At 72.0% G+C, this 15,015-nt stretch carries 12 protein-coding genes; 6 read left to right on the forward strand and 6 right to left on the reverse strand.

Annotated features, from left to right (window positions below; all coding sequences use genetic code 11):
• Nucleotides 1–271: 271 nt before the first annotated feature.
• Nucleotides 272–1,444 (forward strand): glycosyltransferase family 4 protein, encoded by a 1,173-nt coding sequence (locus AC1DMN_RS04685; RefSeq protein ID WP_477229636.1) that lies wholly within the window; start codon nt 272–274, stop codon nt 1,442–1,444.
• Nucleotides 1,445–1,572: 128 nt separating this feature from the next.
• On the opposite strand, the gene AC1DMN_RS04690 is transcribed toward AC1DMN_RS04685, so the two are convergent.
• Entirely contained in the window at nt 1,573–2,535 is a 963-nt protein-coding gene (locus tag AC1DMN_RS04690) for a glycosyltransferase family 2 protein (RefSeq protein WP_477229637.1), read from the reverse strand.
• 258 nt (nt 2,536–2,793) lie between these two features.
• On the opposite strand from AC1DMN_RS04690, the gene AC1DMN_RS04695 reads away from it, so the two are divergent.
• Nucleotides 2,794–4,104, forward strand: coding sequence for a glycosyltransferase family 4 protein (locus tag AC1DMN_RS04695; RefSeq protein WP_477229638.1), 1,311 nt, complete (start codon nt 2,794–2,796; stop codon nt 4,102–4,104).
• Nucleotides 4,101–5,162 carry a glycosyltransferase family 4 protein gene (locus AC1DMN_RS04700; protein WP_477229639.1) on the forward strand — a complete coding sequence of 354 codons (1,062 nt, stop codon included), beginning with the start codon at nt 4,101–4,103 and terminating at the stop codon, nt 5,160–5,162. The genes AC1DMN_RS04695 and AC1DMN_RS04700 overlap by 4 nt, the downstream gene beginning before the upstream one ends.
• A gap of 219 nt (nt 5,163–5,381) precedes the next feature.
• Here AC1DMN_RS04700 and AC1DMN_RS04705 read toward each other — a convergent pair whose 3' ends face one another.
• The 5 genes from AC1DMN_RS04705 to AC1DMN_RS04725 form a co-directional block, all read right to left on the reverse strand.
• On the reverse strand, nt 5,382–6,269 hold the full coding sequence (locus AC1DMN_RS04705; RefSeq protein WP_477229640.1) for a glycosyltransferase family protein: 888 nt from the start codon (nt 6,267–6,269) through the stop codon (nt 5,382–5,384).
• The gene (locus AC1DMN_RS04710; protein ID WP_477229641.1) at nt 6,266–7,579 is read right to left on the reverse strand and encodes a glycosyltransferase family 4 protein; all 1,314 of its coding nucleotides are present in this window, start codon (nt 7,577–7,579) and stop codon (nt 6,266–6,268) included. Before AC1DMN_RS04710 ends, AC1DMN_RS04705 begins: the two co-directional genes overlap by 4 nt.
• A complete protein-coding gene (locus AC1DMN_RS04715; protein WP_477229642.1) occupies nt 7,576–9,378 on the reverse strand; it encodes a tyrosine-protein kinase domain-containing protein in 1,803 nt (600 codons plus the stop codon). Before AC1DMN_RS04715 ends, AC1DMN_RS04710 begins: the two co-directional genes overlap by 4 nt.
• Before the next feature lies 1 nt (nt 9,379).
• Entirely contained in the window at nt 9,380–10,828 is a 1,449-nt protein-coding gene (locus AC1DMN_RS04720; RefSeq protein WP_477229643.1) for an O-antigen ligase family protein, read from the reverse strand.
• A gap of 173 nt (nt 10,829–11,001) precedes the next feature.
• A complete protein-coding gene (locus AC1DMN_RS04725; RefSeq protein ID WP_477229644.1) occupies nt 11,002–12,204 on the reverse strand; it encodes a glycosyltransferase in 1,203 nt (400 codons plus the stop codon).
• A gap of 395 nt (nt 12,205–12,599) precedes the next feature.
• Between AC1DMN_RS04725 and rplM the strand changes: the two genes are divergently transcribed.
• Genes rplM through glmM form a run of 3 tightly spaced genes read left to right on the forward strand, consistent with a single transcriptional unit; the run spans nt 12,600 to nt 14,926 of the window.
• Entirely contained in the window at nt 12,600–13,046 is a 447-nt protein-coding gene (gene rplM, locus AC1DMN_RS04730; RefSeq protein ID WP_091742431.1) for a 50S ribosomal protein L13, read from the forward strand.
• Between the two features lie 26 nt (nt 13,047–13,072).
• Nucleotides 13,073–13,555 (forward strand): 30S ribosomal protein S9, encoded by a 483-nt coding sequence (rpsI, locus tag AC1DMN_RS04735; RefSeq protein WP_233312318.1) that lies wholly within the window; start codon nt 13,073–13,075, stop codon nt 13,553–13,555.
• 15 nt (nt 13,556–13,570) lie between these two features.
• The gene (gene glmM, locus AC1DMN_RS04740; RefSeq protein WP_477229645.1) at nt 13,571–14,926 is read left to right on the forward strand and encodes a phosphoglucosamine mutase; all 1,356 of its coding nucleotides are present in this window, start codon (nt 13,571–13,573) and stop codon (nt 14,924–14,926) included.
• Nucleotides 14,927–15,015: the final 89 nt, after the last annotated feature.

Genomic DNA, 15,015 nt, shown 5'->3' on the forward strand with positions numbered 1-15,015 from the left:
CCACAACCAATTCCCGCTCCTGACCTGCGAATTCCCTGGAAGAAGAAGAAGGTCAAGCTTCGATAGTCGGGGCGTCGCGCGTGGGGTCGGTCTAACGAAGGCGAGCGATCCACAGACACCCCGCACCATCGCCCGCGATCGACCCCTCGTGCTCAGTGGATCCATCACCCGACACAGCCCGCGCGACCCGCCGCAACCTCCGACCGCCCGCCGCATCCCTTCACCGCGCCACCTCAACGGGCTCCCCCACCGGCCGCTCTAAGCTGACCCCATGGGCGAGCGCCGCGTCATCCACGCCATCACGCCGGGCGACCATTTCTCCCCTCGCACCGGATCCGCGGTTCCGACCGTAGTGCACCTGCTCGCCGATGCTGCCGTGCGCGCGGGAGACGCCCGGCACGGCGTGATCCTGGACTGCACCACCATGTCCCCTCGCTACGAGGGCGTCGACCTGATCGAGTACGACCGCGCGCCCGGTGTGACGCGCAGCGGTCAATACCTCGATGCGGCGGTGGGGCGCCTCGGCCTGCAGCGGCCACGGGTCGGGCGGTGGTTCGCCCCGCTCGCGGATGCGGTGCGAGGGCTGCCCGCGGCCGATGTGCTTGCGCACAATGCGCCGATCCTGCCCCAGCTGCTGCGCGGCAGCGGGCACCGGGTGTCGATCTATGCGCACAACCAGCTGTTCCGCACGTATGGGCGCCGCGAGGCGGACCGCATCGTCGGAGAGGCCGCAGCGGTGATCTGCGTGAGCGAGGCGCTGGCCGACGAGACCAGGGGTCTGCTGCCACGCGCACAACGATCGAAGGTGGCGGTCGTGGAGAACCCGGTCGACACCTCCCGGTTCACCCCGGCCGAGCCTCGGGTCTCCCCGTCGGAGCGTCGCACCGCCGGCATCCGTCCTGTCCGTGTGCTGTACGTCGGGCGGATGATCCCCTCGAAGGGGCCCGACGTGCTGGCCAGGGCGGCCCAGGCGTTCGGGCCGGAGGAGGCTGAGTTCGTTTTCGTGGGCAGTCACGAGTTCGACCCGAATGCGCCTGCCACCCCGTACGAACAGGAGGTGCGCGAGCTCGCCGAGGCGAGTCGTGCGACCGCGACCTTCCTGCCGTTCGCCGACCGCGACGCCCTTCCCGCGCTCTACCGCGACGCCGACGTGCTCGTGGTGCCCTCGGTGTGGGCCGAACCCAGCGGGCTGATCCTCGGCGAGGGCATGGCGAGCGGCCTGCCGATCGTCGCCTCCCGCACCGGTGGCATCCCGAGCGTGGTCGGCGACGTCGCCGTGCTCGTGCCGCCGAACGACCCCGACGCCCTGGCCGCCGCCCTCCACGACCTCATCGCGGATCCCGCGGACCGGATCCGGCGCGGCGAGGCGGGCCTCCGCCGGGCAAGGCAGCGGGATCCGGAGTGGGCGTGGACGCAGCTGCGCGCGCTGCTCGATCGGCTCTGATCCCGTACCGCAGCCCAGCGGCTCAGGCGCGCTGAACGGGATCAGTGCCCACAGGCGCCCATCGCTGCCAGCGACCAGGCAGCGCTGATCCGTTCAGCGTCCCCAGTCCCGCAGCGGTCCTGATCCGTTCAGCGGCCCCAGCGCCGCAGCGGGCGCACCAGGGCGAGGTGCGCAAGGGCATCCAGCTGGCACCGGAGCGCGTCGCCCACACGTCGTGCGCGCAGTGCGCGGCGCGCGGCCGCCGACTTGATCCGGAACTTGTGCCGCTGCATGCCTCGCCATGCCGCCCGCAGCGCCTGCCGATCGGCGGCGGAGTTGTCCGGGGAGTAGTACGTGCGCGCCCACACCGCCCGGCTCTCGCGCACGTTCAGCGCGGCGTTGCCCGATGCGTTGGCACCGTGGCGGCGGTATCCGACCAGGATCTCGTCCAGGGGCACGATCGGACCGCTCCGGGAGAGGCGCACCAGGGCGTCCCAGTCGTCGGCGACCCGGTACGACGGGTCGAATCCGCCGATCGCGTCGACCGCCTCGCGGCGCAGCAGGATCCCGCTCGGCGGGTAGAGGTGGTTGGCGAGGAACAGCTCGGGCAGCGTGGCATCCACGTCGGGCGCGAGCGGCACCACTCGCCCTCCGCGCACCGTCTGGCGGTCCCGCATGAAGCGGGCGAACTCCCCTTCTCCGAGCGGGGCGGAGTCGGCGTCGATCCAGTCCGCGACCGCATACGCGCCGAACGCGTCGGGTCGCCGGGCGAGCACGCGCAGCAGCCGCTCGTACAGGTCGGGAGCCACGAGGTCGTCGTGATCCATGAAGACCACGTAGGCGACGTCGGCACCGAGCAGCGCGAGGCCGGCGTTGCGGGTGCGGGCGATGCCCTCGTTGCTCTTCTGCACGAGCGTCAGTCGCGGATCGTCGAGCATCGTGCGCACGATCTCGGCGCCGTCGTCGGAGGATCCGTCGTCGAGCACGACGACCTGCAGCGCGGTGTGAGTCTGCGTCAGCACCGACCGCAGTGTCTCGGCGATGTGGCGGGCGCCGTTGTAGAGCGGGATGATGATCCCGATCGTCGCCTCGCCGTCTCGCCCTGCGGTCACGCGCGCTCCTGTGCCGGTCGCCCACGCCTCGGATGTGCCACCTCGAGTCCGATGATAGCCAGCGCGATCCGCGGGGTGCGCGTTCGGCCGCGAGGGCCGGCGGGATCCGCGCGATGTTCGTCCGATGGCGGCAGCCGGCGCGACGCGCGCGGCCGCCTGCTTATGGGGCGAGCCGGATCCGCGCGGACCTCCCGCAGCGCGGGACGAGCCGGATCCCGCGCGGGGGCATACTGGAACCGCACACGGACAGGAGGCGAGATGGCGCGAGCCCGAGCCCCGCACGGATCGGCCGGTCGCACGGCGACGCGCGCCTCCGCGGCATCCGCGCCGCCGGTGCAGGGCGCCGTCCTCTGGCTGAGCGTCGAGGCGCCCGACCGGTTCGGACAGGGCGGGCAGCGCCGGCAGTACCACCAGATCGCCGCCCTGCGCGAGCTCGGCCGCCGGATCGTCGTGGTCAGCCCCGCCGGGCCTCAGGACGACTCCTCGATCGCGGCGCTCACCGAGGTCGTCCGGCCACGGCTGCACCTGAAGGGGAAGGCCGTGCCGGGCGCGGCCCGACGACTCGCGCGCCTCGTGCGCAGTCCCCGCTGGGAGGCGATCGTCCTGTCGCACCAGGACTCGGTCTGGCTGCTGCCGGAGGGCGTCGGCGCCCCGGTGCTGCTCGACGTGCACAACGCGATGAGCGCCTGGCTCCTCTCCCGCGGCCTCCCCGAACAGGCCGCCCAGCATCGGCGGCTGGAGGAGCGGGCGATCGCGCGCGCGGACGGCGTGAGCACATGCTCCGACACGGAGCGGATCCGGCTGATCGAGCAGCACCCGGACGCGGCGTCCCGCACCTTCACCGCTCCCCTCGGCATCGACCCCGAGGAGTGGCCCGAGCGGGAGTACTCCCGCAGCACTCCGCTGGTCGCGCTCTTCGGGGGCTGGGGATGGGAGCCGAACCGGCGCGGCCTGGACTGGTTCCTCCGCGAGGTCTGGCCGCGGCTCGCCGCGCTGGCTCCCGATGCGCAGTGCCGGATCGCCGGCACCGGGCTCGACGCCGCGGTGGCCCTGCCCTCGGGCGTGGAGTTCGTCGGAAAGGTGCCGAGCCTCGTGGACTTCGCGGCGGAGGCCACGGTCGTCGCGGTGCCCGTGATCGACGGCGTCGGCGCGGCCATGAAGTTCGCCGAGGCGCTGGCCACAGGCGCGGCGGTGATCGCGACGCCCGATGCCGCGAGCGCCTTCCCCGACTCGCATGCGCAGGTCTCGGCGGATCCGGAGGCATGGGCGGGGTGGGTCGCGGACCGTCTCGCCCGCCGGGGCACGGACCCCACGCCGGCCCCTGAGCGGGCGCAGGTGCTCGAGGAACGGACCTGGGCGGAATGCGTCGCCCCGATCGAGGACTGGCTGCGGACGCACGCCCGGGCGGTGCGCGGCGAGGAGCCCGGCGCAGTGCCCGGCCCCGCCTCGGCTTCCACCCCGGACGGCAGATCCGTCAGCCCGGCGCCCGGCGCGGAACCCGGCGAGGAGCCCGGCTTTGTCGCTGGTCACGGAACCGTCGCGCCGACTGCCGAGCAGGAGCCGACATGACGCACCCGCGGCTCTCCTTGGCGACCATCGCGACCGAGGTGCCGATGGGCGCCCAGGCCTATCAGCAGCAGATCGGCGAGCGCGCGCAGGCGGCTTTGGCGCAGACCTCGTCCGAGCCGTGGACGGTGCGCCCCCTGGTGTTCCGCTCGCTGCGCTCGCCGCTCGCCGGCAACCGTCGCCTTCCGCTCGGACGCGTGGCGCAGGCGTCGGAGGCCGCGCGCGCTGCGCTGGGCCGCGCGCTGTACGCCGGCGACACCGTGTCGCACCGGATGGCGCTGGAGCTGCCGCCCTCCCCGCATGCCGACGTGATCACCCTGCACGACGTGGTGTCCTGGCGCTTCCCCGACGAATCGGCGCCCGTCGCCGCGGCGGCGGCCGAGGCGCGGCGAGCGGCGGCCGTGATCTGCGTGTCGGCATTCACCGCGTCCGAGGCGGTGGACTTCCTCGGCGTAGCGGACCCGCACGTCGTCCCGAACGGAGTGGATCCGCGCTACCTCGACGCGGCACCCCTGTCTGCCGAGGAGCGTGCGGCTCTCGGCCTCGACCGGCCGTACGTGCTGCACGCGGGCGGCGCGGCACGACGCAAGAACCTCGAGGCGCTGGCCGCCGCCTGGCCGCGGATCCATCGCGAACGCCCCGACCTGCTACTGGCGCTCGCCGGTCCGCCGCACCCCCGCCGCACCGAGCTGTTCTCCGGCATGCCAGGGGTGCGCCTGCTCGGACGTCTGCCGGACGAGCTCATGCCGGGCCTCGTCGCCGCAGCCCGGACCGTGGTCGTGCCCTCGCTCTACGAGGGCTTCGGGCTGCCCGTGCTCGAGGCGATGGCGGCGCGCGTGCCCGTGGTCGCGGCGAACACGAGCAGCCTGCCCGAGGTGGCGGGTGGAGCGGCACTCATCGTCGAGCCCACTGCCGACGGCGTGGCCGACGGGGTGCTGGCAGCGACCTCGGGCGACCCCGCCGTCGACGGGCTGATCGCGGCCGGCCGCGCCCGCGCCGCGGAGTTCACCTGGGAGCGCTCCGCACAGGGGCACGCGAAAGTCTGGGCTGCCCTGCGGTGATCTGAGCGCGGTGACAGCGCGCTCCAGCCGGATCCGCCTGAGAGTTCTCCCGCTCCGCCCTGCCCTGCCCCGCTCACTGGTCGCAAATTGCGGTCCCGACGCCCGAATAACCGCAATCTGCGACCAGCGAACGCCGGCGAGGGGCACACCAGCCAGCGAACGCCGGCGAGGGCACACCAGCCAGGGACCGCCGCACCCCGAAGCGGTCCGCCTGCAGCGTCAGCGCCGCAGCAGTCCCGCCGGATACCGTGGCAGCGGCCCGAGCACCTCCGGAAGACGTCGCAGCGCCGCCTCCAACCCGTCGCAGAGCTCCGCCACCCGGCCCGCGTCCGCACGGCTCGCGCGGCGCACCACGTCGTCGGGGGTGCGCACGTCGTCGAAGTGCGCGAAGCGGCTGCGCCCGGGGGTGACCGCGGCCTCGTAGTCGCGGAACTTGAAGTCGCCGCCGATGAGGGCGGGCTCGCGCGTGGTCCAGACCGCCGGGATGCCGTACGCATCCGCCGTGACAAGCCCGTGCAGCGACGTCGTCAGCACCGCGCCCGCCGAGGCGATCTCCCGCGCGACGGGGGGCGCGGCGCGGTGCACGTTGACGGCGCGCACGCCGTCCAGCCCGGCCAGCGCGCGTAACTCCTCGTCGCCGCGATGGTGCCCGTGCGCGACGAGCACGACCCGTCCGTCGGATCCGGGACGCCTCAGGTGACGTGCGACCAGCAGCCCCGGATCCCCGTACGCGACCTCGCCGGCTCCGATCCGCTCGGCGGTGAGCGGTCCGCGCACGGCGAGCACCTGGGCATCGGGCAGCGGCCGCTCGGCGTCGTCGATCGATCCGGTGCCCCAGATCGCGCCGTCGAAGTCGGCGGGCAGGAACTGGATGAGGCTGCCGACGCCGACGAGCCGCGCCCGGTCGGGTTCGCGATGCTGCGGCACGATGCCGTACCGCGGCAGCAGCAGCGGCGTCAGCGCGTCGCCGAAGTTCGGATGACCGTCCCACCAGAACGCCGGCACGACCACACCATGGGCGCCGACGGCCGGCGCGGCTCCCGCCAGTCGGCGCGCCTGTCGCAGGCGACGCCGCAGCGGGCCCGCGTACCGCCACACCTCGGTCACCCCACGGCCTCCGCCTGCGTGTAGACCTGCAGATACCGCTCGACCACGCGCTCCCACGTGAACTCGGCGACCCGGCCGGCGCCCGCCGTCGCCAGCCTCTCGCGCAGGGGCGGATCCGCCAACACGCGCGCGATCGCCGCCGCGAGCGCGTCCACGTCCTCCGGATCGACGAGGATGCCGTCCTCTCCGTCGCGCACGAACTCCCCCGCGCCGCCGCGGTTCGTCATCACCAATGCGGTCGCCGCCCGCCACGCCTCGAGCGCGGCGATGCCGAACGCCTCGGAGCGGCTCGGCACCACGAGCGCCTCGGATCCGGCCAGCACGGTCGCGACCTGGGCGGGCGAGCACCAGCCGAGGAAGTCGACGACGCCCTCGAGGCCGCGCGCGGTGACCTGCTCCTGCAGCGCCGCACGTTCGGGACCGTCGCCCGCGATCACGAGCCGAGGCTCCGTACGGGCCGCATCCGGCGTACGTGCCAGTTCCTCTACGCTCGCCGAAGTCGTTGCCGCCACCGTGGCGGCCGGATCCGCTGCCCCTTTCGGATCCGCCGCACCTTTCGGATCCGCCTCAAGTGCCGGATCCACCTCCAATGCCGGTTCCGCCCCCTCCCGCACCCGCGCGAACGCGTCGAGGAGGAGGTCGAAGCCCTTCATCCGGCCGAGCCGTCCGACCGCGGCGAGGTACGGACCGTGCGGAAGCCGGTCGCGGATCCCGTCGTCCTGCGGCACGTCGAGCGCGACCCCGTTCGGGACGACCACCCCGCCGTTCAGCCCGAACCGGGCGCGCAGGTCGCGCAGCACGTACTCCGAGGGTGCGGTGACCGCCGCAGCTCGGGCAAGCGCGTCGCGAAGGCCGCGCCGCAGCAGCGCGGACTGGGCGAACACGTTGTCGTCATCGCCTGTGGTCTCACCGTGCGAGGTGACGACCAGCGGGGTGCCGAACCGGCGATTCAAGGCGAGCGCGTACAGTCCGTTCGGGCCGAAGCAGTGCACGTGCAGCTCGTCGGGCCGGAACCGGCGGTGCGCACGCGTCCACTGCGACCAGGCGCCGGGCGCACGCCAGGCGAACCGGGTGAGCGAGGCGGCATGCCGGGCAGGCAGTGGCGTCGGCAGATACCGCACCGCGAACCCGTCAGCGTGGGCGGGCTCCGCCCCGGCGTCTCCGACACGGGCGCCGCGGTCGACGGTCCACACCTCGACCAGGATGCCCTGCGCGGTCAGCGCCCGGGCGACCTCGGCGACGTGCGTCTCGACGCCGCCGACGTGCGGCGCGTACGACGAGGTGATCAGTGCGACGCGCCGCGTGCTCACGACCGTCCGCGCTGGCGGCGCGGTCCGCCGGTGGCGTCGTCGGCGATGAAGTCGCCGAGCAGGGAGTCGAAGTCGCTGACCTCCGGATCCGCGGAGTCGTCCGATTCCTCACGCCCCTCGGCGGGTGCGGCAGCGGCCGTGGCGGCGCGAGCCGCGGATCGTGCGGACGCCGAGGCCCTGCGCGGTTTTGCGATGGGGGTCGCCGTCGTCTCGGGGTCCTCCGGCAGCGGCCCCGCGGCGGAGGGCGCCCCGTCCTGGTTCGCCGGCACGATCGGCATCGGCAGGTGGACGGGCGCGGAGGAGATCCCTGTGCGCTTCGGTCCGGCCGGGGTGGCGTCCTCCGACGTCACACCGCCCGACTTCGCACCGGACTTCGCCCCACCGGATTTGGTACCGCCCGACTTCGGCGCGGGCTCCACCTTCTCCCGGTAGTCGTAGGCGTAGCCCGCCTGCCGTCCGGTCACGGGCACGCGGTTCATCACCACGCCGAGCACGCGACCGCGCGCCTTCTCGAGCGTGTTCAGCGCCTTGTCCACCACCTCGTACGTGGTCTTGCCCGCCGCCACCACGATGAGGGCTCCGTCGGCCTGATTCGTGAGCACGGCGCCGTCGGTCACGGCGAGCACGGGGGGTGCGTCGATGATGACGGTCGCGTGCTTGGTGAGGTCCTTCACGAGCTGGCGCATGCGCTCGGATCCGAGCACCTCGCTCGGGTTCGGCGGGATCGTGCCGGCCGTCAGCACCGCCAGGTTGGGGAAGTCGGGCGCGGTCTGCGCCACGTCGGTGAGCTTGGCCCTGCCCGCGAGCACGTCGGTGAGCCCGGCTCCGGCGACGAGGCCGAGCGTCGAGGCGACCGTCGGGCGGCGCAGATCGCCGTCCACGAGCACCACATTCGTGCCGGCCGCCGCCAGTGTCATCGCGAGATTCGCCGCGACCGTCGACTTGCCCTCCCCGGGCAGCGCGCTCGTCACCACGATCGTGCGCGGCGGGTGGTCCACATCCATGAACTGCAGGTTGGTGCGCAGCGCGCGCAGCGACTCACGCACCGCGAAATCCGTACGCGAGTCGGCGCGCGTCTCGTCCTCGGCGACGATCCGGCGTTCGGCGGCCACGGCGTCGACCTTCGGGATGGTGCCGACGACGGGCACCCCCAGACGCTGCTCCACGTCGTCCGTGCCGCGCACCCGGCGATCCGAGATGGCGCGGATCATCGCGAACGCGATCCCTCCGCCGAGTCCCAGCAGCCCACCGACCAGCAGCGCCGTGGGAACGCTCGGGAAGATCGGCGCCTCCGGCAGCGCCGCGGTCTGGGCGACGTAGATCATGACCGGCGAGGTGCCGGGCTTGCGATCGATGCCGTCCGTGTCATCGATCACCGAGATGAGCCCCTGCATCCAGGCGTCGGCGAGCTCCTGCGCGGCCTTCGGCGACGACGCCGTGGCAGCGACGTTGATGATGTTGGTGTTCTCCGGATTGGTCACCGTGATGCGCTTCACGAGCGCTTCCGGGCTGTCGGAGAGGTGGAGCGTGGCCGCCGCGTTCACGCCGACGTTGCGCCAGCCGGCCATCACCAGGTAGGTCGGCACCTTGGCACGCCCGTAGGTGTCGCCCGACTGCGCGAGCTGCTGCTCCGGGTCCGTCGGCGTCGTCCGGCTCTTCACCAGCCCGCTCACGGAGGCCTCATACACCGGTGTCTGGATCTTGACCCACCCGTAGGCTGCGCCGAGGCCGACGGCGGTCATCAGGATGATCGCGATCCAGTTGCGCCGCAGCGCCCGGAGATAGTCGCGGATGTCCATGTCAGCCCTTCGGGGTGGATGAGTAAGCACGATCATACAAACGGGGATCCCGCGGGCTGCGGGCCTCGGTACGACGTTCGGCGGCACGGCGTTCCGCCGGAGTCTGCCTCGCGTCCTTCGGCGGCGCCCAGTACTGTCCCTCGCCCTTCGAGATCGCGAGCGCCTGGGCTCCCAGGCAGATGCCCGCGACCAGGAACGGGACGGAGACCTGGGCGGCGACCCAGAACAGATCGAACTGCGCCGCCGTGATGCGCAGCACGACCGCGCCCAGCGCGATGGCGCCGTAGCGGGGGGCCATCCGCCACAGCACGATGATGAAGCCGAGCCACATGATCCCGAACCCGAGCAGCCCGACCACGCCGGCCGAGGCGGCGACCTCGAGCTCGGCCTGCGGCGGCTGGAAGTGCGCCCACGGATGCACGTACCAGTAGCGCAGGCCGTGGCCGAAGATCGGCGACAGCTTCCACAGCGCGTACACCTCGCGCATCCAGTCCAGCCGGGCGTAGGCGGAGTTGAACTGGTTGCCCGACGCGAACTGCTCGATCACGCTCTGCACGATGAGCAGCACGGCGGGGATGGCGAGCAGTGTGATGAAGACGGCATGCCCGGCCGCGCCCCGGCGGATGATCAGGACGAACAGGGCGGCGAGAAGTCCCGCCACGGCCTGCCGCGACTGCGTGAGCAGCAGCGCCGCACCGAAGACGAACACGAGCGGCACGGTCCAGCGGCGGGCGAGCCCGAGCCAATCCGGTCTTGCGTAGGCCAGGAAGACTCCGAGCGCGAGCGCCCCGCCCGCGGCGTTCTTGTGCATCGCCCACGGCCACAGCGGATAGACGGCATCGAACAGTTGGCCCTGCACGGCGTTGATCGCGGCCGTGAGGTACGTGCCGGCGGCGATCAGCACCAGCATGCCCAGCAGCAGGATCACCGACAGCCGCGCGTATCCCGCACGGCCCAGCCCCCAGCCCAGCACGAGCGCCCCGGAGATCAGCAGCCACGCATGGAACCACTCCACGGTGTTCTGCGGGAACGGGTTCACGATCACCGTGAAGACCGTGCTGAACTGATAGATCGCGTTCAGCCACAGCATCGCCCGCATCGGCGGGCTGAAGTCCCGGCTGCCCAGCAGCACGACAGCGCCGAAACCCGCCGCGATCGCCGCATCCGACACCGTCAGATCCGCCCCGCCGAGCGCGAGCCGCTCCGTGACGAACGCGACCGGCGCCGCCATCAGCGCGATGGCCAGCGGCGTCGACCACGTCAGTACGGCGCCGACGACGAGCGCCGCGAGCGCGGCGGCGGTCAGCACGGATCCGGTGGTCGCGTGCTCCAGCAGCAGGTAGGCCGCGATCACCACTCCGACGGCGATGATCACCCAGCGCCAGGTGGCGGCCCATGCCCTGGGGAGGGCGTCACGAAGGCGCGATACGACCTTCGCGCCTGTCCCCATGACCCGCACCTCCGTAGCCGCACATTATCCCACGCACACCCCGCCGGCCCCAGGTCTGCAGGCCCTGAAGCTCCTGAAGAGACCGCCCCCGGAGCAGCCCGCTCGTGCGCGACGTCGATCCGGCACGCCGACGTGCGCCGGACTCGCGACGAGAAGAGCCCGGCCACACACTCCTAGAGGCGCGACTGCTCGCCCCGGCGCACTCCCAGGGCGTCCACCAGCTCCCGCATCCGCGCCTCACCCGCGACCGGCGAGAACTCCGCGAACCAGCGCTCGAACAGCGGCCCCCGGTGCGGAGAGATCGCCCCCGTCACGACGTCGGCGATGCGGTCGGCCAGCGCCGCGGCGTTGCCGGCGGGCACGACCTGCGCGGCGCCGCCGACCACCTCGGGCAGCGCGCCCGCATCGCTCACGATCAGCGGCACCCTGGCCGCCATCGCCTCGGCAGCGACCAGCCCGAACGACTCCGGGATCACCGACGGCACCACGAGCAGGTCGATCGTGTCGAAGAAGTCGGCGGCGTCGACCCAGCCTGCGCGATGCGTGAGCCGGGCGACCGCTCCGAGCGCGTCCTCCATCACCACGAGGTCCTCCTCGCGCACGGCTTCCGGCTCCCCCGCGAGCACGAGCCGGAAGCGGTCCGGCATGCGCTCCTCGAGCAGGGCGACGGCATCGGCGAGCACATGCACGCCCTTCTCCAGTCCGAGTTGCCCGAGGAACCCGATGCGGATCCGTCCGTTCGTGTCGGGATCCGGCTTGGCCCGGCGTATCCGCTCCGTCCAGTTCGGCAGCACGAGCGCATCGGGCACGGCCTCCAGCATCGCCCGCGACGGCACAAGGGTCGCGACAGCGCCGCGACGGGCCAGCGGCGACAGGATCCAGCGGATGCCAGTCGGCTCCTGATGCAGGTGCACCAGTCGCCCGGCGCGACGGACTGTGGCCAGCGACGGCACCAGGCCGTTGCACCAGAGCAGGCCGTCGGGACGCTCGCGGTCCCATCTGCGCAGCGCCCAGATCCACAGGTACCGGTTGCGGGCGGCGAGTCCGATCACGGGCACCCTCCGGCGCACGGCCTCGTCCAGCAGGGGCGAGGGCGCGGGCACCACGACCGTGACATCGACGCCGAGTTCGCGCAGCGCCTCGGCCATGCGCAGCAGCATGGCCTCCGCCCCGCCGAGGTCGCCGCTGTCCGCGGCGAGGAAGACCCGCTCGAAGCGGGCCGGATCCCGGCGCACAGCCCAGCTCGCGCCTTCGGCGAGCGTCCAGGTCTCCGCGGGCTCGATCAGAGGCGTGAGAATCGCGCGACCGCGCTCCTCGAACGGCTCGTCGATCCCCGGTGTTCCGACCGTGCGAAGCGGTCGTGCAGCGTCACTCATCGGTGCCTCCCCAAGTGGCACAGAAGATGCCTCCCACAGGCACCGCAGCCTCGAGTGGGCTGCACTCCGCACGATACGTCAGAACGCAGGCGTCCGAAAGCGTCTTCAGCAAAGCCGCAGATGACACGATCATGACGCGACCGCAGCCGGAGCCCATCGCGTCAACGAGCCCCGGGACCTCGTCGTTTTGGGGGATCCGGATCCATGCCGTAAGCTTTCTCTTTGGTGTGCGATCACTGCTGGTCGCACCCGCGAACGTGAGCCCTCCACTGGCGTGTTCCTGTTCGGCGTTTCGTCTCGCTCCGCCTTCGGCGGTGCTCGCTCAACGTCCGGCTAGAACCACCCCGGAGTGGGATTCACGAGCCTCTCCGTTCGATCAAGAAAGCAGCACTATTGTGACGCGCACTTACACCCCCAAGGCTGGCCAGGTCCAGCGTGACTGGGTCGTCATCGACGCCACCGACGTCGTTCTCGGCCGCCTCGCCTCGCACGCCGCCGCGCTCCTGCGTGGCAAGCACAAGGCCACCTTCGCCAACCACATCGACTCGGGTGACTTCGTCATCATCGTGAACGCCGACAAGGTCGCGCTCACCGGTCAGAAGCTCCAGAAGAAGATCGCCTACCGCCACTCCGGTTACCCGGGCGGGCTCAAGGCTGTCGCCTACTCCGAGCTGCTCGAGAAGAACCCGGTCCGCGCTGTGGAGAAGGCCATCCGCGGCATGCTCCCCAAGAACAGCCTCGGCCGCCAGCAGCTGGCGAAGCTCAAGGTCTACACCGGCTCCGAGCACCCGCACGCCGCTCAGCAGCCCAAGACGTACACCCTCGACCAGGTCGCCCAGTAAGCGCCGTTACGAATAAGGACATACTCGTGGCTGACATCGAAACCACCGAATTCCCGCAGAACTTCTCGACGGAGACCCCTGAGGCCGCTGCCGTCGAGACCGCTCCGCGCCCCGTTCTCAACGTCCCCGGCGCTGCCGTGGGCCGTCGCAAGCAGGCCATCGCCCGCGTGCGCCTCGTCCCCGGCGCCGGCACCATCACGGTGAACGGCCGCACCATCGAGGACTACTTCCCGAACAAGCTGCACCAGCAGCTGATCAACGACCCGTTCACGGTGCTGAACCTCGCGGGCTCGTACGACGTGATCGCCCGCATCTCCGGCGGTGGCCCCTCGGGCCAGGCCGGCGCCCTGCGCCTGGGCATCGCTCGTGCGCTGAACGAGATCGACGCCGAGAACAACCGCCCGACCCTGAAGAAGGCCGGCTTCCTCTCGCGCGACGCTCGCGTCAAGGAGCGCAAGAAGGCTGGTCTCAAGAAGGCCCGCAAGGCGCCTCAGTACTCGAAGCGCTAAACCGTACAGTCCTCTATGGCTCTGTTCGGTACGGACGGGGTGCGGGGGCTGGCCAACGGCCCCCTCACCGCCGATATCGCGCTCACCCTGGCCCAGGCGACTGCTGTCGTCCTGGGCCAGGGCCGTATTGCCGCAGCTCGCAAGGCCGCAGGCAAGCGCCTCACCGCCGTGGTCGCCCGCGACCCGCGCATCTCGGGGCACTTCCTCAGCGCCGCCGTCGAGGCGGGTCTCGCCTCCTCCGGTGTGGACGTGCTCGATGCGGGCACGTTGCCGACGCCGGCCGCGGCGTTCCTCATCGCCGACATCGACGCCGACTTCGGCGTGATGATCTCGGCGTCGCACAACCCGGCGCCCGACAACGGCATCAAGATCTTCGCCCGCGGTGGTGTGAAGCTGCCCGACGTGGTCGAGCAGCGCATCGAAGAGGCCATGGCCGGCGAGAAGCTGCGACCCACCGGCGCCGACGTCGGGCGGGTCAGCCGTTTCTCCGACGCCGAGGACCGCTACGTCATGCACCTGCTGGCGTCGCTGCCGCACCGGCTCGACGGCATCCACGTGGTGCTCGACTGCGCGCACGGCGCCGCGAGCGGGGCCTCCCCCGAGGTGTTCCGCAACGCCGGCGCGAGGGTCACCGTGATCGGTGCGGATCCCGACGGCATCAACATCAACGACGGCGTCGGATCCACGCATCTCGACAAGCTGGCCGCCGAGGTCGTGCGCGTCGGGGCCGACGTGGGCATCGCGCACGACGGCGACGCGGACCGCTGCCTCGCGGTCGACGCCGACGGCACCATCGTCGACGGCGACCAGATCATGGCGATCCTCGCGGTCGCGATGAAGGACCGCGGGCGCCTCGCCGAGAACACCCTCGTCGCCACGGTGATGAGCAACCTCGGCCTGCACGTCGCCATGCGCGAGCACGGCATCACCCTGCGCCAGACCGCAGTCGGCGATCGCTACGTGCTCGAGGACATGAACGCCGGCGGCTACTCCCTGGGCGGAGAGCAGTCGGGCCACGTCATCATGAGCGACTTCGCCACCACGGGCGACGGAGTGCTCACGGGTCTGCACCTGGTCGCGGAGATGGCGCGCCAGAAGAAGACCCTGGCCGAGCTCGCGTCGATCATGACCGTCTACCCGCAGAAGCTCGTGAACGTCAAGGGCGTCGACCGCACCAGGACCGATGACGAGCACGTGCAGAAGGCCGTCAAGGCCGTCGAGGCCGAGCTCGGCGACAGCGGCCGGGTGCTGCTGCGTCCCTCGGGCACCGAGCAGCTCGTGCGTGTGATGGTCGAGGCCGCCGACGAGAAGTCGGCCCACGAGTACGCGCACCAGCTCGCCGAGGTCGTGCGCGAGCGCCTCGCGCTCTGACACCCGCACCATCCAGAACGGCCGCACAGGATTCCCGTGCGGCCGTTCTGGCACAATGAACGTTCTGCCGCGTTGAGGATCCTGGGGGT

The sequence above is a fragment of the Microbacterium sp. 01T413_2 genome (assembly GCF_056398985.1).